General features: G+C 59.0%; 20 protein-coding genes and 1 pseudogene. 12 read left to right on the plus strand and 9 right to left on the minus strand.

What is annotated here, in order from left to right:
- Positions 1-132: 132 nt before the first annotated feature.
- A complete protein-coding gene (locus AC1RKH_RS04960) occupies positions 133-1,026 on the minus strand; it encodes a PA4780 family RIO1-like protein kinase (RefSeq protein ID WP_123427552.1) in 894 nt (297 codons plus the stop codon).
- 523 nt (positions 1,027-1,549) lie between these two features.
- On the opposite strand from AC1RKH_RS04960, the pseudogene AC1RKH_RS04965 reads away from it, so the two are divergent.
- Positions 1,550-2,482: pseudogene (locus tag AC1RKH_RS04965) on the plus strand (cache domain-containing protein); the annotation flags it as partial.
- A 129-nt stretch (positions 2,483-2,611) separates the two neighbouring features.
- Complete coding sequence (locus AC1RKH_RS04970) at positions 2,612-3,340, plus strand: methyl-accepting chemotaxis protein (RefSeq protein ID WP_401124617.1); 729 nt, start codon at positions 2,612-2,614, stop codon at positions 3,338-3,340.
- Between the two features lie 103 nt (positions 3,341-3,443).
- On the opposite strand, the gene AC1RKH_RS04975 is transcribed toward AC1RKH_RS04970, so the two are convergent.
- Positions 3,444-4,235 carry an AraC family transcriptional regulator gene (locus AC1RKH_RS04975; protein ID WP_493062227.1) on the minus strand — a complete coding sequence of 264 codons (792 nt, stop codon included), beginning with the start codon at positions 4,233-4,235 and terminating at the stop codon, positions 3,444-3,446.
- A gap of 83 nt (positions 4,236-4,318) precedes the next feature.
- On the opposite strand from AC1RKH_RS04975, the gene AC1RKH_RS04980 reads away from it, so the two are divergent.
- Entirely contained in the window at positions 4,319-5,347 is a 1,029-nt protein-coding gene (locus tag AC1RKH_RS04980) for a bile acid:sodium symporter family protein (protein WP_493062226.1), read from the plus strand.
- Here AC1RKH_RS04980 and AC1RKH_RS04985 read toward each other — a convergent pair.
- Positions 5,334-6,611, minus strand: a complete 1,278-nt coding sequence (locus tag AC1RKH_RS04985; protein ID WP_493062225.1) for an acetyl-CoA C-acetyltransferase — start codon at positions 6,609-6,611, stop codon at positions 5,334-5,336. The two genes, AC1RKH_RS04980 and AC1RKH_RS04985, sit on opposite strands and share 14 nt — an antisense overlap.
- A gap of 293 nt (positions 6,612-6,904) precedes the next feature.
- On the opposite strand from AC1RKH_RS04985, the gene AC1RKH_RS04990 reads away from it, so the two are divergent.
- On the plus strand, positions 6,905-8,257 hold the full coding sequence (locus tag AC1RKH_RS04990) for a 3-oxoacyl-ACP reductase (protein WP_493062224.1): 1,353 nt from the start codon (positions 6,905-6,907) through the stop codon (positions 8,255-8,257).
- Between the two features lie 2 nt (positions 8,258-8,259).
- A complete protein-coding gene (locus AC1RKH_RS04995) occupies positions 8,260-9,114 on the plus strand; it encodes a MaoC family dehydratase (protein ID WP_493062223.1) in 855 nt (284 codons plus the stop codon).
- A gap of 5 nt (positions 9,115-9,119) precedes the next feature.
- Here the strand turns inward: AC1RKH_RS04995 and AC1RKH_RS05000 are convergent, their stop codons facing one another.
- On the minus strand, positions 9,120-9,569 hold the full coding sequence (locus AC1RKH_RS05000; RefSeq protein WP_123427567.1) for a DMT family transporter: 450 nt from the start codon (positions 9,567-9,569) through the stop codon (positions 9,120-9,122).
- Between the two features lie 364 nt (positions 9,570-9,933).
- Positions 9,934-10,653: an autoinducer binding domain-containing protein gene (locus AC1RKH_RS05005; protein ID WP_493062222.1), complete on the minus strand. Its 720-nt coding sequence runs from the start codon at positions 10,651-10,653 to the stop codon at positions 9,934-9,936.
- Between the two features lie 154 nt (positions 10,654-10,807).
- Here AC1RKH_RS05005 and AC1RKH_RS05010 point away from each other — a divergent pair, with 154 nt between their 5' ends.
- The 4 genes from AC1RKH_RS05010 (at position 10,808) to AC1RKH_RS05025 (ending at position 14,654) form a co-directional block, all read left to right on the plus strand.
- Positions 10,808-11,359: an acyl-homoserine-lactone synthase gene (locus AC1RKH_RS05010; protein WP_493062221.1), complete on the plus strand. Its 552-nt coding sequence runs from the start codon at positions 10,808-10,810 to the stop codon at positions 11,357-11,359.
- 120 nt (positions 11,360-11,479) lie between these two features.
- The gene (locus AC1RKH_RS05015) at positions 11,480-12,727 is read left to right on the plus strand and encodes an AfsA-related hotdog domain-containing protein (RefSeq protein ID WP_493062220.1); all 1,248 of its coding nucleotides are present in this window, start codon (positions 11,480-11,482) and stop codon (positions 12,725-12,727) included.
- Entirely contained in the window at positions 12,724-13,872 is a 1,149-nt protein-coding gene (locus AC1RKH_RS05020) for an oxidoreductase (RefSeq protein WP_493062219.1), read from the plus strand. Before AC1RKH_RS05015 ends, AC1RKH_RS05020 begins: the two co-directional genes overlap by 4 nt.
- A gap of 11 nt (positions 13,873-13,883) precedes the next feature.
- Positions 13,884-14,654 carry an SDR family NAD(P)-dependent oxidoreductase gene (locus AC1RKH_RS05025; protein WP_493062218.1) on the plus strand — a complete coding sequence of 257 codons (771 nt, stop codon included), beginning with the start codon at positions 13,884-13,886 and terminating at the stop codon, positions 14,652-14,654.
- An 84-nt stretch (positions 14,655-14,738) separates the two neighbouring features.
- On the opposite strand, the gene AC1RKH_RS05030 is transcribed toward AC1RKH_RS05025, so the two are convergent.
- The 4 genes from AC1RKH_RS05030 to AC1RKH_RS05045 all read right to left on the minus strand — a co-directional run bounded on the left by AC1RKH_RS05030 (position 14,739) and on the right by AC1RKH_RS05045 (position 17,902).
- Complete coding sequence (locus AC1RKH_RS05030) at positions 14,739-16,814, minus strand: autotransporter family protein (RefSeq protein WP_493062217.1); 2,076 nt, start codon at positions 16,812-16,814, stop codon at positions 14,739-14,741.
- Positions 16,815-16,991: 177 nt separating this feature from the next.
- Positions 16,992-17,195, minus strand: a complete 204-nt coding sequence (locus tag AC1RKH_RS05035) for a Flp family type IVb pilin (RefSeq protein ID WP_493062216.1) — start codon at positions 17,193-17,195, stop codon at positions 16,992-16,994.
- 38 nt (positions 17,196-17,233) lie between these two features.
- A complete protein-coding gene (locus AC1RKH_RS05040; protein WP_493062215.1) occupies positions 17,234-17,647 on the minus strand; it encodes a response regulator in 414 nt (137 codons plus the stop codon).
- 51 nt (positions 17,648-17,698) lie between these two features.
- Complete coding sequence (locus tag AC1RKH_RS05045; protein WP_493062214.1) at positions 17,699-17,902, minus strand: Flp family type IVb pilin; 204 nt, start codon at positions 17,900-17,902, stop codon at positions 17,699-17,701.
- Between the two features lie 332 nt (positions 17,903-18,234).
- On the opposite strand from AC1RKH_RS05045, the gene cpaB reads away from it, so the two are divergent.
- Genes cpaB through AC1RKH_RS05060 form a run of 3 tightly spaced genes read left to right on the plus strand, consistent with a single transcriptional unit; the run spans position 18,235 to position 21,701 of the window.
- Positions 18,235-19,179, plus strand: coding sequence for a Flp pilus assembly protein CpaB (cpaB, locus tag AC1RKH_RS05050; RefSeq protein ID WP_493062213.1), 945 nt, complete (start codon positions 18,235-18,237; stop codon positions 19,177-19,179).
- Positions 19,180-19,239: 60 nt separating this feature from the next.
- Positions 19,240-20,430 carry a CpaE/TadZ family protein gene (locus AC1RKH_RS05055; RefSeq protein ID WP_493062212.1) on the plus strand — a complete coding sequence of 397 codons (1,191 nt, stop codon included), beginning with the start codon at positions 19,240-19,242 and terminating at the stop codon, positions 20,428-20,430.
- Positions 20,427-21,701 carry a TadA family conjugal transfer-associated ATPase gene (locus tag AC1RKH_RS05060; RefSeq protein ID WP_493062211.1) on the plus strand — a complete coding sequence of 425 codons (1,275 nt, stop codon included), beginning with the start codon at positions 20,427-20,429 and terminating at the stop codon, positions 21,699-21,701. Before AC1RKH_RS05055 ends, AC1RKH_RS05060 begins: the two co-directional genes overlap by 4 nt.
- The last annotated feature ends 7 nt before the right edge of the window (positions 21,702-21,708 follow it).

Below are 21,708 nucleotides of genomic sequence, written 5' to 3' on the forward strand. Positions count from 1 at the left end.
GTCAACAATGATGTTGAAAGTAATGGCCTCATCGCGAGCAAGCTCGCTCCCACAGTGGTTCTGTGTTGAATTCAATTTTCGGGCAGGACACCCATAAAAAACCCGGCCAAAGCCGGGTTTTTCGTCAACCGATCACTGCATCCACGGCGGAGGCGGTTCTTCGGTTTTGCTTGGAGGGGCATCGTCTGCGGCGCGAACCGCTTGCCGACGTTCCTCATCAAGGCGCGCAGCCTCGATCTCACGCATGATGCCACCAACGTCCGCCAGCTCTTCCGGCTCGTCGAACTCACCGGTCAGGACGCTGGCCGGGTGCAGGGTGCCGGCTTCATACAGGGCCCACATTTCCTTGGCGTACTTGGTCCGCTTCAACTCCGGGGCAAAGCGCCCGAAGTACGAGGCCATGTTGCCCACATCGCGCTCCAGCATGCTGAACGCGTGGTTGTTGCCCGCAGCGTCCACCGCCTGGGGCAGGTCGATGATCACCGGGCCGTCCGGGGTCAGCAATACGTTGAACTCGGACAGGTCACCGTGCACCAGACCGGTACACAGCATCAGCACGATCTGCGAAATCAGGAAGGCGTGGTATTCGCGCGCCTGATCCGCTTCCAGCACCACGTCATTGAGACGCGGTGCGGCATCGCCGTACTCGTCCGCCACCAGTTCCATCAGCAGCACGCCTTCCAGGAAGTCGAACGGCTTGGGGACTCGCACCCCGGCACTGGCCAGACGGAACAACGCCGCAACCTCGGCGTTCTGCCAGGCGTCTTCGGTTTCTTTACGACCGAACTTGGAACCCTTGGCCATCGCGCGAGCCTGACGGCTGTTACGTACCTTGCGGCCTTCCTGATACTCGGCCGCCTGACGAAAACTTCGTTTATTCGCCTCCTTGTAAACCTTGGCGCAACGTAACTCGTTGCCGCAGCGCACCACATAAACAGCTGCTTCTTTACCACTCATGAGTGGGCGCAGCACCTCGTCAACCAGACCGTCCTCGATCAGCGGTTCAATGCGTTTTGGAGTCTTCATCAGCTTTTATTGTGGGTCCTTTATTACCAAACACGCGAATGTCACTCGTTATACGGCAATCCACTCCCGGCGGGGAGGGGTTGCCGACCTATGAACGTTGCAGATGCACCCAATGTGCCAGATTAATCAGGCAAACCCTGTCGGCCGACGAAGATCATAGCTGAGAGTCAGCCGCACGTTGCTAACCAGATCAGAAGGCAATTGCGACAGAGTTTGCGATTAGCCAACCCACTCTTCGTAGGATTTTTTTCAATAGCCCTCAATTTCCGCTGCTGGCGGCCGAAGTCATCAAAGAGAACGGGATTTGTCCGACAATCCGCGAGTCGTCAGCACTGCGTGGGCTTATAAGAAAAAATCTGGAGCGCGGATGAACATTAAACAAAAACTGACGTGGGCGTTTGCAATCATCGCCTGCTTGCCGGTTGTGCTGGTTGCCACCCTGGTGGTCATGAACCTGCGCAGCGATGCCAAAGAAAACTTTGTCGACAGCAGCGGTCGAGAGATCCGTCAGGTCAGCAACGCCATGCAACTGTTCTTCGACAGCATCAGCCAGAACGTCAACTACCTGGCCTCCCAGCCGCTGATCAAAAACACCGACGCCAGCCTCAAGACTTACATGAGCGCCAACGCGACCGAGATCCCGCAAGGCGAGATGGACAAGCAGGTGTTCGCCTTGCTGCAAGACCTGGGCGCCAGTCACCCGGCCTACGCGTACGCCATCATCGGCACCAGCGCCGGTGGTTACGTGTCGTGGCCCGATGATCCGAAGCTGAGCAATTACGACCCGCGCCAGCGTCCCTGGTACAAAGCGGCCCAAGCCAAACCAGGCAAGCCACTGCGCACCGACGCCTATTACTGGGCAGACGATGACGCGACTTACGTCAGCACCGTGCGTACCCTCGACAACAAGCTGGGCACCAACGGCGGTGTAGTCAGTATCGACGTGACGCTCAAGCAGCTCACCGAGATCGTCAAGCAGATCAAGCTCGGTGAAACCGGCTACCTGATGCTGATGGAAAACAACGGCACGGTGCTGGTCGATCCGAAACAGCCGGAGCATAACTTCAAACCCCTGAGCAGCCTGGGCGACGGTTATGCACAACTGGCCAAGGCCGGTAAAGGTCTGGTCGAAGTCGAGTTGAACGGCGAGCGCTACATGGCCAACGTCTGGCCGTCGGAGCAACTGGGCTGGACCTTCGTCGGCCTGATCAAGCAAACCGACGTAATGAGCTCCGCCACTCAACTGACCTGGTTGATCGCGATCATCGCCGCCGTATTGGCCGTGGTCTTTGCCATAGTGGGCGCGAGTTTCGCCAGCCTCATCGTGCGGCCGATCCGCAGCGTTGCCAGCGGTCTGGAAGGCATCGCCCAGGGTGAAGGTGACCTGACCCAGAACCTGCAGATCCGTGGCAACGACGAAACGGCGCAACTGGCCAACTGGTTCAACCAGTTCCTCGCCGCGATTCGCGCGCTGATCCAGCACATCGGCGGCGCCGCGACCAAGATCCTCGCCAACTCCCACAGCGCGACCCAGGTCTCCAGCGACATGGCCGAAGCCGCAGGGCGCCAACGTGAAGCCGTGGACATGGTGTCCACGGCGTTCCACGAAATGGTCGCCACCGCCAACGAAGTCGCGCGCTCCTGCAGCCAGGCCGCCGAGTCGGCCGACAGCGGTCAGCGTCAGGCCCGCGAAGGTCAGCAACAAATCGATGCCGCGGTGAACAGCGTCGACAAGTTGAGCCAGGAAATCGAACAATCGGCGCAGTCGATGCAGCAGCTGGAACGCGACAGCAATGACATTCAGTCGATCCTCGGCACCATTCGTTCCATCGCCGAGCAAACCAACCTGCTGGCACTGAACGCAGCGATCGAAGCGGCCCGCGCCGGCGAGCAGGGTCGCGGCTTTGCAGTGGTGGCCGATGAGGTGCGCGCATTGGCCAAACGCACCGCAGACTCTACGGCGGAAATCGACGGACTGCTCGGCAACCTGGCCAAGCGCACCAGTCAGGTCACCCAGCAAATGCACGCCAGCCTTGAGGTGTCGCAACAGTCGGTCAGCCGGATCGGCGAAGCGCGCAACAGCTTTGGGCAGATTCGCGAATCGGTGGACGTGATCCGCGACATGAACACCCAGATCGCCACGGCCGCCGAAGAACAGCATCAGGTCGCCGAAGACATCAACCGCCACATCAGCCAGATCCATGGCGATGCGCAGTTGGTGGCCGAACTGGCCAACTCGGCACGGCTCGACTCCCAGAGTCTGGCGGGGTTGTCGAATGAGCTGGATGGGTTGGTGCGACGGTTCCGCACCTGATCATAGAACCAGGGTGGCCGCTTCGCGGCCAATCGCGAGCAAGCTCGCTCCCACAAGGACACTGCAAAACCCTGTGGGAGCGAGCTTGCTCGCGATGAGGCCATCACTGCCTGAAAAGCTCCCCCGGGGTAAACCCGAACAGGCTTTTGAACGCGGCAATAAACGCCGACGTCGAGTCATAGCCGCTGGACAGCGCCGCCGTGGTCACACTGTTGCCATCCTCCAGCAAACTCAACGAAGACAACAACCGCATGCGCTGGCGCCAGCTGCGAAAACTCAATCCGGTTTCACGCTGGAACAAGCGCATCAAGGTTTTCTCTGACGTGCCCAATCGCTCCGCCCACTCATGCAACGTTATGTTCTGCTCAGGGCTCTCGATCAGCTCGTTGCACAACCCAAGCAAACGCGGGTGACGTGGCAACGGCAGAGAAAACCCGACTTCCGGCAGGCTCGCCAACTGATCCAGCAGCACCTCGACCAAGCGCGCCTCGCGGCTGTCGCCCTCGGGATAATCCACCGGCAGTTGGCAGAAGCTCTTGATCAGTTCACGCGCCAAGGGCGTAACTTCCAGCACCCGACAACGCTCGTCCGCCCAGGCGCACTCCTCGCGCCGCACATACAGACTGCGCATCTCTGCACGCATCGAGGTCACCACCTGGTGCTCCAGGTCAGCCGGAATCCAGATACCCCACTGCGGCGGCGCAAAGAAACTGCCCTCGGCGGTGTGCACGCCGAGGACTCCGCTGATCGCGTAGGAAAACTGCACCCAATCGTGACGATGAGGTGGCGTCCACGAGCCGGCGCTGAGGCTTTCCGCGCGGGCATACAGCGGACGCGGCAACGCCGTCAGGGTCGGGATGGTCCGTTCAAGAGAAAGTTGTCCGTTAGCCGGCATTGATTGGCCTTATGTCGCAAGACGGGCGGAAGTCATGACCTTAGGCTAGGTCATCCATTCTTACAATGTCTTCGGTGCCCGCTATGCATGCCTTCAAACACCTCAAACGCGTGGTCACCGACTGGTTCCTGTGCGGGATGCTGATCGCCACGCTGCTGTCCTGGGCCTTCCCGACATTCGGCGCCACGGGTGGTGCGATGCACGCCGAGTGGGTGATCAACATCGGCGTGTTCCTGGTGTTCTTCCTGCACGGGGTCAACCTGTCGAGCGAGCAGATCCGTCACGGTTTGAAAAACTGGCGCCTGCACTTCATGGTCCAGACTTTCACCTTCCTGGTATTCCCGCTGATCTGGCTGGTGAGCGACAAGCTGCTGGGCTCGCACATTCCGTCGCTACTGATGCTCGGTTTCTTATACTTGTGCGCCCTGCCCTCGACCATTTCCTCTTCCGTGGCCTTGACCGGTAGCGCGGGTGGCAACGTACCGGCGGCGATTCTCAATGCCAGCCTGTCCAGCGTGCTGGGGATTTTCCTCACGCCGTTACTGGTGAGTTTCGTGGTGGGCAGCGGTGCTGGCGGCATTGACCTGGGTTCAACCCTGCTCGACCTCTGCGCCATGTTGCTGCTGCCGCTGGTACTGGGTCAGTTGCTGCGGCCGCTGTTTGGCAAGTTTTTCAGTCGCCACAAGCGCTACACCAACATCGTCGACAAACTGGTGATCCTGCTGCTGGTCTACGCAGCGTTTTGCAACTCGATGGTCTCCGGGATGTGGCAGCAACAGGGCAACACGGTGATTCTCAGCGCACTGGTCGGCAGTGCCGTGCTGCTGGCAATCATTCTGTGGATGACCACCCGCACTGCCCGCGCCCTGAAATTCAGCCCGGCCGATGAAATCGCCGCAGTGTTCTGCGCCAGTAAAAAATCCCTAGCGGCCGGTGCACCGATGGCCGCACTGATTTTCGGCGCCAACCCGGGCCTGGGGCTGATCCTGTTGCCGATCATGATCTATCACCCGTTGCAGCTGATCGTCTGCTCGGTGATGGCCGAGAGTTATGCCAACCGCAATCGGCTACTCGCCGAGCAGCAACGCGGCGCTGCCCTCAGCGCTCAATAATGGCCGTCACACCTTGACCGCCGGCGGCGCAGATCGAGATCAATCCGCGCCCCTTCCCGGCGGCGTCCAGCAGCTTGGCGAGGTTGGCGACGATTCGCCCACCGGTCGCGGCAAACGGATGTCCGGCCGCCAGTGAACTGCCTTTGACGTTGAGCCGACTGCGGTCGATCGAACCCAACGGTACGTCGAGACCGAGCCGGGTTTTGCAGTACTCCGGATCTTCCCAGGCCTTCAACGTGCAAAGCACTTGCGCGGCGAAGGCTTCGTGGATTTCGTAATAGTCGAAGTCCTGCAAGGTCAGGCCGTTGCGCGCCAGTAAACGCGGCACCGCGTAGACCGGCGCCATCAACAGCCCTTCGGCGCCGTTGACGAAATCCACCGCTGCCGCTTCACCGTCGCGCAGATAAGCGAGGATCGGCAAACCACGTTCTTTCGCCCACGCCTCACTGCCCAACAGCACCAACGCCGCGCCATCGGTCAGAGGTGTCGAGTTGCCAGCGGTGAGCGTGCCTTTGTCGCTTTTTTCGAAGACCGGTTTCAACGACGCAAGCTTTTCCAGCGTCAGGTCCGGGCGCAGGTTGTTGTCGCGGGTCAACCCCAGGAACGGCGTCATCAGATCGTTCTGCCAGCCTTCGGCGTAGGACGCGGCCATTTTCTGGTGGCTTTCCAGGGTCAACTGATCCTGCTCGGCACGGGGAATGTTCCAGGTCTGCGCCATCAACTCGCAATGCTGTCCCATGGACAGCCCGGTGCGCGGTTCGCCGTTGCGCGGAAACTCGGGGATCAAATGCCGGGGACGCAATTGCAGGAAAGTTTTGAGCTTGTCGCCGGTGCTCTTGGCGCGGTTGGCTTGCAGCAGAATCTTGCGCAGGCCTTCGCTGACACTGATCGGCGCATCCGAGGTGGTATCGACACCACCGGCAATGCCGCAGTCGATCTGCCCCAGGGCAATCTTGTTCGCCACCAACAACGCTGCTTCCAGACCGGTGCCGCAGGCCTGCTGAATGTCATAGGCCGGGGTACTCGGTGACAGCCGCGAACCGAGCACGCATTCACGGGTCAAGTTGAGGTCCCGGGAAAGCTTGAGTACCGCCCCCGCCGCCACTTCGCCCACGCGCAGGCCGTGCAGGTTGTAGCGCTCGATCAAGCCTTCGAGCGCCGCCGTCAGCATTGCCTGGTTGCTGGCGGTGGCATACGGCCCGTTGGAACGAGCGAAAGGAATGCGATTACCGCCGATGATCGCGACGCGGCGCAGCTGAGTCATGTAAAGCTCCTTCTGAAATTTTAAAATTGCAAACACCGTCCTGTGGGAGCGAGCTTGCTCGCGATGAGGCCGGCACATTCAAAGCTTTTGCCGGCTGACACACCGCAATCGCGAGCAAGCTCGCTCCCACAGGTACTGCATTGCGCTTCAAGTTCTGTATTCCCTGCCAACCAACAAAAAACCCGGATTCAAACTAATCTGCTGTGATCAAGCGTAGGCCTTATCTCGCGGATCGAACGACTGATCGCGATTCGTGGTCCACACTTTGAACCCCAGTTGCCGGAGAACATTCCATGTCAGACCGTTATATCGACTTCGCCAATTCGGCCCTCGGCCACCGCGTGGTTGGAGCCCTTGGCCTGCCGTCGCCGGTTCGTCTGGAGCGCTGGGAGGCCGGTCGCCTGCGGCCCGTCGAGGGTGCGCTGCTGATCGGTGGCGGCCCGTTGACGCAGAACGTCAGCGCGTTCGCCAACAAACTCACCGAGCAGATTTACAGCTACGGGCCGGAACCGTTGGTGGCCCAGGCGTGGATTCCAGGTCACGGGCCCAAGCTCAAAGCGGTAGTGTTCGATGCCAGCGATCTGCTGCAGACCGATCAGCTCAAGCAACTGCGCGAGTTCTTCCAGCCGCTGATGAAAAATCTCGACCGCAGCGCTCATCTGGTGATTTTCGGGCGCGCACCGGAGACCTTGAGTGACCCGTTCGCCGCCAGTGCCCAACGCGCACTCGAAGGCTTCAGCCGCTCGCTGGCCAAGGAGCTGCGCAGCGGCGGCACCTTGCAGTTGCTGTATGTCGGGGCCGGGGCCGAAGGACAGCTAGAAGGTGCACTGCGGTTTTTCCTCTCGCCAAAAAGTGCTTATGTCTCGGGGCAGGTCGTGCGGCTGAATGCTTGCGACACTCAAGTCCATGACTGGACCCGCCCGTTGGCCGGACGCACGGCGCTGGTCACTGGCGCGGCTCGCGGCATCGGCGCATCGATCGCCGAAACCCTGGCACGCGACGGTGCGCAGGTGGTGCTGCTGGATGTGCCACCGGCCAAGACCGATCTCGATGCCCTCGCCGCCCGCCTCGGCGGCCATAGCATCACCCTCGATATCTGCGCCGAAGACGCAACTGAACAGTTGGTCCAACAGTTGCCGAACGGCATCGACATTGTGGTCCACAACGCAGGCATCACCCGCGACAAAACCCTGGCCAACATGACTCCGGAATACTGGGATGCGGTGCTCGCAGTAAACCTGAATGCACCGCAAGTGCTGACCAAAGCGCTGCTCGACAGCGGCACCCTGCACGATAACGGTCGGGTGATTCTGCTGGCCTCGATCAGCGGCATCGCCGGCAATCGCGGGCAAACCAATTACGCCGCGAGCAAGGCCGGGCTGATTGGCCTGGCACAGGCCTGGGCGCCGCTGTTGGGTGAACGCGGGATCAGCATCAATGCGGTAGCCCCAGGTTTTATCGAAACCCAAATGACCGCACACATTCCGTTCGCCCTGCGTGAAGCCGGGCGACGCATGAGTTCACTGGGGCAAGGCGGATTGCCGCAAGACGTCGCCGAAGCCGTGGCCTGGCTTGCCCAACCCGGCAGTGGCGCGGTCAGCGGACAAGCATTGCGAGTGTGTGGGCAAAGTGTATTGGGAGCTTGAACATGGCGACCGATTGGCATTCACAGAGCAGTACACCGTACCTGCCCGAGTTGTATTGGCGCGCGGCAACGCGGCGCAAGATCACCGGCACCACCCTGCCTGAGGATGGCTTTCGTTGCTGGGTCAACGTTGACCCCAAGCGCCTGGAGGCCTATCGCAAGGTCTGCGGATTTACCGATGACGGTTTGCTGCCACCGACGTATCCCCATGTGCTGGCGTTCGCCTTGCAGATGCAATTGCTCACTGCCAAGGCGTTTCCGTTTCCGCTGCTGGGGCTGGTTCACCTGGCCAATCGCATCCGTATTCTGCGGCCCTTGGGCGCAGTCGCTCGAGTGCAGGTGAGCGTGCGGGTGCAGAACCTGCAACCTCATACCAAGGGCGCGGTGTTTGAGTTGGTCACTCGCATTGATGATGCACTCGGGCCACTTTGGGAGGCCGAAAGCCAGATGCTCTGCAAAGGCGTGAAGCTTGCCGGCGAAACCATTGAGCCGTCGTCGGACCCGGTTCTGAGCATGAACGAGGTCACCCGCTGGTGGGCACCGAGCGAGATTGGCCGGCGCTACGCCAGAGTTTCCGGTGACTACAACCCGATCCACCTGAGTGCCGCTAGCGCCAGACTCTTCGGTTTCCCCCGGGCCATCGCCCACGGTTTGTGGATCAAGGCACGTACCCTTTCGGCACTGAGCGGGCGTCTGCCGACTTCAAATATCGAGATTGCCGTGCAGTTCAAGAAGCCGGTGCGCTTGCCCAGCGAAGTGATCTTGCTGGCCAGCGCTGCCGGCTCAAGCGGCGATTTGAAACTGGTCGGCGCCGGGGATCTGGAACACATGCTCGGCACGTGGCGACCGCTCTCCTGAGGCAATCAGCCACGCCGAATAAAAAATACCCCCGCCATAATCAACACCAGCCCGGCAATCTTGCCGGTGCTGACGGGTGCTTCGCGAAACCCGGCCCAGCCGAAATGATCCAGGGTCATTGCCATCCCCAGTTGCCCCGCCAGCACCAGCGCCATGAACAGCATGGCGCCGATGCGCGGCCCCGCGAAGGCTGCCGTGGTAATGAAAAATGCGCCGAGCAGGCCACCGCTCCAGTGCCACCAGGTCAGGCTTTTGAGGGCTGCCAACGTCGGCGTTTCACGCTGGAACAGCACCAACAGCAACAACGCCATGGTGCCGACAAAAAACGAAATCAGCGCGGCGCTCAGGACGCTCGACACTTGTTTGGCCAACTGGCCATTGATACCGGCTTGCAGCGGCAAAAATGCACCCGCGACAAAAGGCAGGCAAAGCAACCACCAGACGGGGGCCGGCATGCTGTTCTCCAATGAGTGAATGAGGCGCGCAGTATACGCCGTCCCCTCGCTCAATCGCAGGCACTACCCAACGCTGCGAACTTTTAAAATTGCAGTAGAAGATTGGAACCTTCGGCAGTTGCTACGGGACATCGCAAACAATCATGCCCCAGTCGAATACGGTTAACTGTGTCTATATAACTTAAGTTTTATGAAGAATTTATGGACCAAAAAAACATCACCCATTTAGTTACATCGTTATTTAATAAATGAATAACCAATCGCAAAAAAACCCTTGACATTAGTCCTTGGGCGCACCCTCTGTTGGGCAGGCGCTAGTTGTTAATCGCAAAATCCCGACCTCGGGTTTGATCACCAACAGTGTTTATTTCCAGAGCAGGCCCATGAGGGAAGCCTTGACCGCAGCGGCGATCTTGTTCTGACAACCCAGTTTCTTGAGGCAATGGTTTATATGGAAATTGACCGTTCTCTTGGTAATTCCCAGGATGACCGAAACATCGTCCGATGTTTTTCCGTCAGCGGTCCATTGCAGAATTTCCTTTTCCCGTTGAGACAGCTCAATCGGCACAGGCAGAACAGATCCTACCCCCAGCTGCTGTAACCGAGTCATGCCCAAATGGGTGATCTGTGCAAGCCAGGAGAGCTCAGCCTGTTTGGTCTTGAGTTCCAGGGCAGTGATCGGGTCGCTGCCGCGGGCGAACGTCACCAGCCCCTGCGCTTCGCTATTGAGCAGCGTTTGCCCCCATCCCTCCGAGAGTCCATGACATTGCGCCTCCTGCCAGAAATCAGGAGCCTGGGCCTTGAGTTCGGCGTCCCACAGCACGGGTTTTACGCTTCTCAGCGCTCGGGCAACGTAGGGATCGATTTCCAGGTAGCGATTGGTCGCGTAGGCCGTTTGCCAGGCAGGCGAGTAATTATTTATGAGGAACAAGCAAGGCTTGGTGAGAGGGAAAAGTCTTCTTGATCCATAAGCCACATAGTCGAACTCCAACTGTCGGGCAACGGTTTTGATATTGTCGAACAATAATTCGACGTCCGTCGCGGACACAGCATTTTCCAACAGTTCAGCCTGCCAGTGCGACATAGAGATTCCTTCTCTTATTTATTGCTATCGGCGTCGTGCCAACATGCCTAGCATATTTCCAAATGTTTCCGATAGCTGTCAAGGGTGACAGGTAGTGCGCAATCTCGCCGTGCGCTCTAATCGGAACCCAACAAGTCACTAAAAGGAAGATGTGATGGATTACATGTCAGGACGTTATGACGAGCTAACGTCGGTCGAACGTCAGCGGTTGGCACAGTATCGGTATCAGGTATTCGTTGAACGCCTCGGCTGGGAATTGTCGACCCCTGCCGATTTCGAGTTCGACCAGTTCGACCATAGCGGCACTCATTACATCGTCGCTGAACAGGACGATGGAAGTATAAAAGGCTGCGCGCGCCTTTTGCCCACAACCCAACCGTACCTGTTGAGTGAAGTGTTCACCTCATTGCTGGGCGGCGCTCCTGCCCCTTGCCAGGATGACATTTGGGAGCTGTCGCGCTTTACCTCTCTGGACCTTGATGCCCAGACCAGTAAATTCGATCAGATGTCCGACGAAAACACCGTGGGCCTGTTCATGGCCACCCTGGATTACGCCAAAACCTGCGGTGTTTCGCATCTGGTGTCGGTTTCCCCGGTGGCTATCGGTCGTCTGTTGAAGCGAGGCGGCATAGATTTCAAATGGCTGGCACCTCCTCAAGTGCTGGACAACCGGGCCCTGGGGGCGTGTTACATCACCGTACAGTAAGCCTTTGAAAAAGATGATGAAGCTGCCGACATGAGTCGACCGGCTCATATCGGCGTGGGTCGATCTCGAGACATGGATAGTTATTGCTGGAAAACCAACGTTCAACACAGAGGGAAGATCATGATCGACATGGAAAGGAAAGTCGGAAAAGACATCGTCCACAAAGGCCACGATGACGATGTATTGATTTACGACGCTCGCCACCAGCTACCTGCCTGGCTATCCGCCGACATCGTTCAACAGGCAAACCTTGATCCGGTGGCCCTCGACATCGTAAACCAGGCCTATCGACAGGACGGCAATCGACTGGTGCTGCGCTCGTTACCGACGATTATCGGCCTGGACGAACTTGAACAGGCGGGCATGTCGGCCTGTCTGCCAGAGCTTCTGGCCTGCTACGAAAAAGCCACCGATCACCTGATACTGACAGGTGTCTGGGTGCTGGAAAGTACCGAAGCCAAACTGGCGCAACTGCTGGGTTACGACGACATTCTCGACGTCGGGCAACGGCGGCGGGTGCATGACGTACTCAAGACTCTGGACGGTTGCCCGCAGCAAGGCTTGCTGTACTTCACCCTGTTCAACGACACCTCCAATTACTTCTTTTACCGCAAGCATCACGAACACGTTCCTGGCCTGATGTTGATCGAAGCCGCTCGCCAGGCCATGTACGCGCAATTCTACGAACACAGTGGGTACGCACGCGGTGAGGTGTCGATTTCCATTGTTGACCTGCTGTCGAGCTTCCCCCGTTATACCGAGTCGTCCTTTCAGGTCGACGTACTCGTCAGCGATTACGACGAACCGGCGCAACCTCGGGCACGCAAAGTCGACAAGCGTGCGCGTTTCTTCCAGAGGGGCGAACTGGTGGCCGATATCCGGCTACTCGGTGAAGTCATCAAAATGCCCGTCTTCAAGCGCATGCGAAATATCAATATCGATCCGGCCCACTGGTTCCGGCCGCTCAAAGGTATACGGCATGAAGTGCTGGTACGCCTTGAATCCGGTCGTCATCTGGCCGGCCAGTTGGAGTTGCTTTCAATGGCCGGACTGCAAGTCCAGTGCGATAGCTCGGTCAGCCCGCTCGACACACCCGCGCGGGGGCATGTCTATCTGTATCTGGAAAACGAGGGAATGATCAGCCTGCCGGTGCAATCGGTACACGAGAGTGATGCGCCAAAGGGCCGCCTGCTCAAACTGCAACTGGCGGACCTGGATTCGCAGCTGCGATTCAAATGGCGAGAAGTGCTCAAGCAGTTCACTTACTTCTCCCATCAGGAAACAGTCCCCGCCCCCGCTCTCGAGCAGCCGGTCTGGATGACGCCTAACCAGGCGTCGTCAATGCCTGATCAGAGAGCTGAGGCATGATGAACCGTTATCCCCATGTGCTTGAGCCGCTTCGACTGGCAGGCGGGCTGGAGCTGCGCAATCGTCTGTTTTTCGCTTCGATGGGCGTGGATCTGGCCGATCACAGCGGGTGCGTGACGCCCGCCATGATCGAGTTCTATCAGGGCATCATGGAGGGCGGCTGCTCCATGGCGTTTCTGTGCAACGCCACGGTGTCGCCGCAGTCCCGATTGCAGAGCACCGGGCTTGGACTGTTCGAGCAACACCAGGGCGAATCGCTCAAATCCATGTTCGAGATGTCCGAGCGCATCAACACGCCCGTGGCCGTGCAGTTGCAACATTACGGTGGTCAGGGCACCACGACGCACACCGGCGTTGCCGTGCTGACCCCCAGTGGCGTGCCGTGCCCGCGCGTGTCCAAACTTGATCCGGACTATCGGGTTCGGATCATGGACGAAGCAGACATTGCCCTGGTCATCGAACAGTTCGCCCATTCCGCCTGGCTGGCCTGGATCAACGGTGCCCGACTGGTGCAATTGCAGGCGTCCAACGGTTATCTGCTGAGCAGCTTTCTGTCCCCACACACCAATAAGCGTACGGACCGTTATGGGGGCAGCGAAGAGAACCGTGCCCGTCTGCTGCTCGAAGTGATCCAGGCCATCCGCGAACGAACCCATGGTGCCCTGATCGTCACCATCAGGCTGGGTATCGACGATGGTCTGGGTGAGCAGGGGCTGCAATTCACCGATATGAAAGAAACAGTCCAGGCTCTCTGCCTGGCCGGCGTGGCAGCACTGGAATGTTCGATGTGCATAGGCGCGACCTTCGGCAAACTCATCGTCCACTCCTCCACGATGGACGAGTACCTGCAAGCCGGTGTCAGGGCCATCAAAGCGGTGTCGACGGTACCGGTGGGGTATGCCGGCTTCGTCGACGGATTGGAGAAAGCCGAACACTTGCTGGCCGATGGCGTCTGCGACTGGGTGGGGATGTCCAGGGCTCTGTTCGCCGACAACGACCTGATTAACAAAACGCTTCAGGGCCGCTCCAGCGACATCCATAAATGCCAGTGGGACAGTAAATGCTTCAGCGACAAAAGTAATCCGCGCCTGGACCGGGTGTATTGCTGCGTGAACCCGAAATACTTGAGACCCTCGTTGGCATAAGGATGCGACACATGTACGACTTCACAGGAAAAGTGTGCCTGGTAACAGGCGGAACCAGCGGGATTGGCGAGGGCGTCAGCGAACGCCTGATCGAGGCGGGAGCCGATGTGATTGTGTTCGGCAGAGACGCAGAAAAAGGTGCGCAGCTGGCAGACCGGCTGGGCGAACGTTGCCGGTTCATTGCCTGCGATGTAGCCGATCCGGCTCAGGTAGAACAGGCATTCGACACCATTCGATCCGTCTACGGCAGGCTCGATTGCGCCTTTAACAATGCCGGAGTGACCGCCCGCTATGGCGCGCTGGCGGACTCGTGCCCGGATGACTGGATGAAGGTGATGAACATCAATGTCAACGGCACCTACCACTGCATGAGGCATGAACTGCAAATCATGCTCGGCCGGGGAACAGGCGCCATCGTCAACACATCGTCCTGTGCCGGCGTGGTCCCTATTGGCGGTCAGGTGGCCTATGTCGCCAGCAAACAGGCGATCAACGGCATGACCCAAGTGGCGTCAATCGAAAACGCCAGGCTGGAAGATGGCGGATGCATTCGCGTTAACGCGGTTGCCCCTGGCCCTATTCTGGGCGGCATGAACAGCGAAGCACGCTTGAAGGCAGCACCGGAAAACACCCAAAGAAAAATCAACGTCACCTCCATGAAACGCTTCGGTACGGCGGATGAAGTGGCAAACGCCGTACTCTGGCTACTCAGCGATCAGTCGTCCTACGTCACGGGTGTGGTCATGCCCATCGATGGCGGCTACGCGAGCGGCAAGTTCTGATATCAAAACCGCACGCTTCAAAAGACCAGACAGCACACACAAAACGACCCGCTCATGGCGGGTCGTTTTGTGTGCGGCGAAGCATCAGAAATCGTAGCGAACCTTGGCGGTGAAGGTGTCTGCGTTGAAGTCGGCTTTGGTCAGGTAATCATACGACCCGCCCACGCTCCAGGCACCGATCCGGTAGGTTGCGCCCAGACCCAGTTCATAGCTGTCACGCGCAGGTTTGGCCCCGCTGGTGGTGAACGGCGTGCCGCCGAGCACAAAGGTCGAGGTGGTGTTGGCCTGGTCACCGATGAAGTCGTGCCACGCCATGGCCTTGGCTTCGGGTTCGAGGCTGCCGGCACCGACATCGAAGGCCGCGGCCAGGCGTGCGCCGAGGCCCATTTCACCGACCTCATAACGCTGGCTGCCGACGTTCAGCGAGGCCGAGCTGCCTTTTTCACGGTACGAATCGATCGCCACATTCGCGTAGCGCGCACCGATCTGCGGCTCCAGCAACACCTGCTGATTGAAGCGCAAGGTGTAACCGGCCAACGCGTTCACGCCGAAGATGTCACTGTCGTAATCGCCTTCGGCACGGGTGCCGGCGATATAGCGTTTGGACTCGTTGCTGTTCCAGCCATAGGTCAGCGAGGTGTCGACGAAGAAGTTGTCGTGGGTCCAGTTGCCGTACAGCGTCAGCGCGTTACCGATAACGTCGGTCTTGCTCCCGGCGTCGGACTTCACGTTGCTGCTCAGGTAGCTGTACGCAATGCCCAGCGTGGTGTCGGCATTCAACTGGCCATCGGCGCCCACTGCGACACCGTGGCTGTTGGCGCTGTAACCGTCGACGCCGCTGCGCGAACCTTGATCGGCGTCGCTGCTCAGAGCTTGCAGCCACACACCTTTTTCGGCCAGTACGTCACCCGAGGACAAACCGCTGCGCGCACTGCTGGAGCGAGTGTTGATCACGCTATTGATCAACGACTGACCGCTGACTGCAGCATGGGTCGCGCCGCCACTGACGTCCGGAGTGAGTTTTTCAGCCAGTTTGGCCAGTTCGGCATCGCTACTGGCGTTGGCGAAGGCCTGGAACACCGGATCGCGTTCATCGAGCTTGGCCATCAAGCCATTCGAGACACGCTCAGCCGCGCTGGCGGCGTTCGATGAACCACCGGCATTCAGAACGTTTTGCCCCACGACGGCATCACCTTTGGCATTGACCAGCGCCTTCACGTCGTTGCCCTCGACGCCGTAGTTCTTCACTTCCAGCAACGCCGAAGAAGACACCACCGTCAGGTTCTCACCGCCAACCAGTTTGCCAGAGCTGATCAAGGTGTAGCGGGTACCGCCATTGGCCGTACGGAAGTCTTCGGAGCGCGCCTTCAACTCAAGACGAGCACCTGGGCCGATATCCGCCAGGCCGGTGACCTTGAGCACCGGAAGATTGGGGTTGGTGTCGTTGCCCAGGAACATATGCAGCACCGAAGTCGGCTCTTCCATGTCAAATTCGCCGATGATCGTGGTGTGGGCCTGTTGCAGCGTCAGCTCGCCCTTTTCCACCGTGACGTAATCCGCTTTGATGGTCGAACCGTCGAAGTTCACATCACCATTGATCAACACTCCGGAAAGGCCCATCAGGTTGCCTTTGACGTTACCGCCATCCCAGTAGAAATAAGCTTTCCCGTCATCGATCTGAATGGCCGCATCACCGCCTTCGATCGAGCCACGGGATTGGCCGATCGACAGGAGAGGGTAAGTGGTCTGTTGATTACGAACTTGAATGCCGAACCTTTCGCCGGAGATAAGGCCGGTATTGTTAATACTCGAGGAGTCGTTCCTGGATGCAAACCCGAACGTAGCGCCATCCAGTCGCAACGCCACAGCATTGGCGCCTGTGGCCTTGATCGTGCCTTCGTTGATCACACTGTTACCTATTTGGGTGCCGATCAGTGCCACCCCGGTCGCGTTCTTCCCGCTGACAGCGATATTGCCCGAGTTCAGGAAGTTGTTGGTAACAACGCTGCCTTGATCCTTGATGCCATAAGAATCGTCACCGTTGATGGTGATCGGGCCGTCGTTGATCAAGTTGAGAGGTGCGGCAATGGCAGGGGTGTGAATGGCGGCAGCAGCCACAGAAAGCGCCAGAACTGAGCGGCGCAGGCAAGAGGTGTTCAATGCAGATTCCCTTCAGAAGCATATAGAGGACGCGTTTTCAGTAGGCGCGCCCAGCTTCCTTCAGGCATCCATACCGGCCAACCAGCGGGGGCTGGTTCAGGCGCGGGCAATATACAGGTGCCATCATTTAGACACCATCAAAATATGCCAAATGGATGACGTCAATTTCTCAATAAATCAGGCCACGGGGGTCCCGCCCAATGCACCGACGACCTTGTTGAAGGTGGCTTTCACCGAATCTCCCAACGGACTGACAAAGGCCACAACGACCAGGCCGACCATCGCGACGATCAGTGCATATTCAATCGCCGAAGCGCCCCCGGTCCGGCTCATGAACAACTGGAATCGAATGAACAGGTACCGCACCAATTGAAGGAACATACGACTTCTCCTGCAAGGAGTAGAACACTCCAATGGCGCTAAGGACTGACCTGGTACAACTTCGGTTGCGGGAACAGGTTGTCCAGGGTTTCCAACAAGCGCACGTGATAGATCGGTTTACGGAACAGGTCCAGTACCTGCAAGCGCAGCATGTCGCTGACATCGTCCATGTCGGCATGACCGGAAGTCACGATCACGGGCAAGTGCTGGCGGGAGGTGTGCTCGCGCAGACGGTGGATGAGTGACATGCCGCTTTCTTCCGGCATGCGCAGATCGGTGATAACCAACGCAATATCGGGGTGACGGGTCAGGTGCTGCAACGCGAGTTTGACCGACGTTGCAGTGAAGCAACAAAAGCCCTCGCCCTCCAGCAACTCCGCAAGTTCCAACAGGGCGTCTTCTTCATCGTCCACCAGAAGCAACTGTTGGCGCGGGAGCGAAGAAGCGTTCATGTGCAACTCCTTTCACTGAGCAAGCAATCGGATGGGAGCACGAACAATCGATCAGGGCACAACCGTCCCACCCAGTGAAGTGATGACCTTGTTGAAGGTGCCTTTCACCGAGTTGCCCATCGGTCCGACAAAGGCAATCACAACCAACGCCACCATCGCGACGATCAGCGCATATTCAATGGCTGAAGCGCCCTCGGTCCGGGTCATGAACAGCTGGAAGCGGATGTACAGATACCGCATGACGTTAAGGAACATACAACTTCTCCTTTGCGCCAGAGGGCGCCGATGTAACGGGGGCACAACATGATTGCTCTATGCCATCGGAGCATTGTCAACAAACCCCACTCCAGCAAGTGTAATAAGCGGTTAATCACAAAGTATTAATCGGAATGTTGGCGCCCAAAAACCGGCACACAAACAAGGGCGTCTCATCGGTTCGTGAGTTATTTTTTGACCGGTGATGGCGTTTTGACTTTGCTGCGCTACTTTCAAATAGCCAAACAGTTACATGTTCATAGCTGCCTGATTGCGAAATGATCTCGTTGAAGTTCACGAGCCAGTGATGCAGCAGGAAAGGGAGAGCCGTCATGAACAGTCGTGTCACCATGAGTCTGGCTGGACTGCTGTTGTTCGGCGCCGTCATTGTCGGGTACTGGGGATTGGTGCTAAGCCGACAACCCGCAGCCGTTACCGACCCCGTCGCCGCCCCTGTCACCGTCGCGGTGGAAAAAACGCTGACAAGCGCAGAAGACCAGACCCGCCAACCCGTCGTCGTGCTGGTGCATGATGTCTTGCCTTTTACCCCCCTCACCGCCGCTGACCTGACCCTGGAAAAACTCCGTAACGCCCCCGTTGGCAGCTTGAGCAGGCTAGACCAGGCCGTTGGCCGTATCCCTTGGCGACGCCTGAGCGCGGGCACCTGGCTGAGCAACGACAGCTTCGAGGCCGGCGGAGCGTTGGCACGGATGATCCACAGTGATGAACGTGCGCTCGCGGTGGCGGTGGACGAAGTAATCGGCGCTGCCGGACAACTGATCCCGGGCGACTACGTCGATGTTCTGCTGTTCCTGCGTCAGGACACCACCAACGCGCAGCAATCGGCGCAAATCGTCATACCGGCCATGCGGGTACTGGGTGTGGGCGAGCAATTCGGATTGACCAACGACGGCAAACCCGCCTCCCCTGCCACCAGCTCCGATGAAAAACTCAAACAGGACCAACGTCGTATCGCGGCCCGCAGCGTAGTGTTGGCGGTGCCCGAACAATTGCTCAGTCGAATGATGCTGGCGACTCAGGTCGGCACCTTACGCCTGGCCGTGCGTAGCAGCGAAGAGCAGCTCCTGGCCAAATACTGGGCAGGTGAAAGCGATTCATCCTCCCTCCTGAATGCCACCAACACTCAGCTGTTCCAGTTCACCCAACTGGCCTTGGGCAGTACCCCAAAAAACATCGTCAGTGCAAGTCCGGTGGCGGTGTCACGGCGCAGCATTGAGGTCATACGCGGCATTCAGGTGACCCAACAAACCCCTTGATCGAGCAAGGATGCAGGTCCTCAAAAACCGCAACTTCGATAAACGCAGTGGACCCTCACAATGATCCAGAACCTGAGCCAGACGTTCCTTGCGATTACCCGCAACAGCACTGACCTTGAGTGGTTGCAAGGCGCACTCGCGCCCTTGGGCCAAGTGGTCAGCGCCGGTGGCGGCAGCCTCGATGAACTGCTGGCGCTGGTGGACGTAACCTTTGCCAGCCTGGTGTTCGTCGGCCTCGACCGCGAGCATGTAGTGGCCCAGAGTGCGTTGATCGAAGGCGCACTGGAAGCCAAACCGATGCTGGCGATCGTCGCGCTGGGCGACGGCATGGACAATCAGCTGGTGCTTAACGCCATGCGCGCCGGGGCTCGGGACTTCGTTGCCTACGGCTCACGCGCCAGCGAAGTCTCAGGTCTGGTGCGACGCCTGAGTAAACGTCTGCCGCCGGTCGCCCCCAACACCCAACTGGGTGGCCTGACGGTGCTGTTTGGTACCCAAAGCAACGCCGACGGTGCCCTGCTCGCCGGACACCTGGCCCTGGTGATCCAGAAGAGCGGCCAGCAAACCTTGCTGCTGGACCTTGGCCTGCCTCGTGGTGACAGCCTGGCGCTGCTGGGGCTGGAGAGTTCATTTCATTTTGGCGATGCACTGCGGCATCTTCGGCGCCTCGATGCGACGCTGATCGACAGCGCCTTCACCAGCGCCGAAGCCGGGTTGCGAATCCTCGCCTACGCCAACAACGACGAACCGCTGGAGCGCACCAGCGCCGCCGAGCTGTACATGTTGCTCAGCGCCCTGCGCCAACACTTTCAGCACATCGTGGTGAACCTCACCGGTCAACCCGACAGCGAAGCCCTGCGCACGTTTGTCAGCCATTGCGACAAGCTGCTGTGGTACACCGACCAGAGCGTGCTCGATTGCCGGCGCAACCTGACGGTGCTCAACCTCTGGCGCGAAAAAGGCATGAAGCTTGAACACGCGCAATTGCTGGTCGACCGCTACCTGCGCCACGCGGCCCCGGATTCCGACACCCTAGGCAAGACCTTTGGCCTGGAAGTGATCGCCGTCCTGGCCTACAGCCCCGAGGTTCGGCTCAACGCAAAAAACCAGGGCGTGTCCCTGTTCGAGCTGGCCCCGCGCGAGGTGCTGACCCAAAGTTTGCGCACCCTCGGTGAACGTCTGGCCAAGCGCTCTGAAAGCCTGGCCACCCCAAAAGTCAGTTGGCTGAATCGCTTGCGGGGCAACAAATGAGCGGTGAAAAACTCTTCGGCGCACAGACTCAGAGCCCGATCGGCAACACCGATCATGAAGGCCTGAAACTGGTGCTGCATCGCTACATCATCGATGCCATCGAAGAGTCCGGAAAAAACCTGCTGGAAGGCTCGCGTCAGATTCTTTCGCAATTCGTCACCGATAAAGTCGCCGAATACATCGCCCGTCTGCACCTGGCTATTTCGCGTTATGAAATGGAGCGCCTGGCGGAAGAACTCGTCGACGAACTCACCGGTTTCGGTCCGCTGGAAGTGCTGTTGCGCGACCCGGCCGTGACCGAAATCCTGGTCAACGGTCCGCACCGGGTGTTCATCGAGCGTGACGGTGTATTGCACCAAAGTGATCTGCGCTTCATCGACGCTCATCACGTCGAGCGGGTCATGCAACGCATCCTCGCGCCACTGGGGCGGCGTCTGGATGAATCCTCGCCGATGGTCGATGCGCGCATGCCCGACGGTAGCCGGGTCAATGCAATCATCCCGCCCATCGCGCTGGACGGACCGTGTCTGTCGATTCGCAAATTTCGCAAGGACATGCTTAAAAGCAGCGACCTGATGGCGATGCAAACCATCGATCAGGCGATCTTCGACTTCATTCAAGAAGCGGTGGGCAAACGCTGCAACATCCTCATCAGCGGTGGTACCGGCACCGGCAAAACCACGCTGCTGAACATTCTCAGCCAGCTGATCGACACTCACGAACGTCTGGTGACCATCGAAGACGTCGCCGAACTGCAACTGGGCCACCCTCACGTCGTACGCCTGGAAACCCGTCCACCCAACGCCGAGGGCCATGGCGAGGTGAAAGCCAGCGACCTGATCCGCAACGCCCTGCGGATGCGCCCGGACCGAATCATCCTTGGCGAAATCCGTGGCGTTGAAGTGCTCGACGTACTGACCGCGATGAACACCGGTCACGACGGTTCGATGAGCACCGTGCACGCCAACAACGCCCAGGATGCGCTGTTACGCCTGGAGACCCTGGTCGGCCTGACCGGGCGTCAGATCGCCGAACGCACGCTGCGACAGATGGTCTGCGCGGCACTCGATGTGGTGATTCAACTGACGCGCCTGCCGGATGGCCGGCGTTGCGTCAGCGAGGTGGTGGAAGTGGTGGGTATCCGCGAGGACATCTACGTCACCAACACGCTGTTTCGTTTCGACCGACGAACCGGCTTCGGCTTTCTGCGCGAAGCGGCCAACCCCGCGGGCGACAAGCTGCGCCATGAGTTGTCTCTGCCCCTCAACTGACTTGACG

The sequence above is a fragment of the Pseudomonas sp. GW822-FHT06B12 genome (assembly GCF_058799675.1).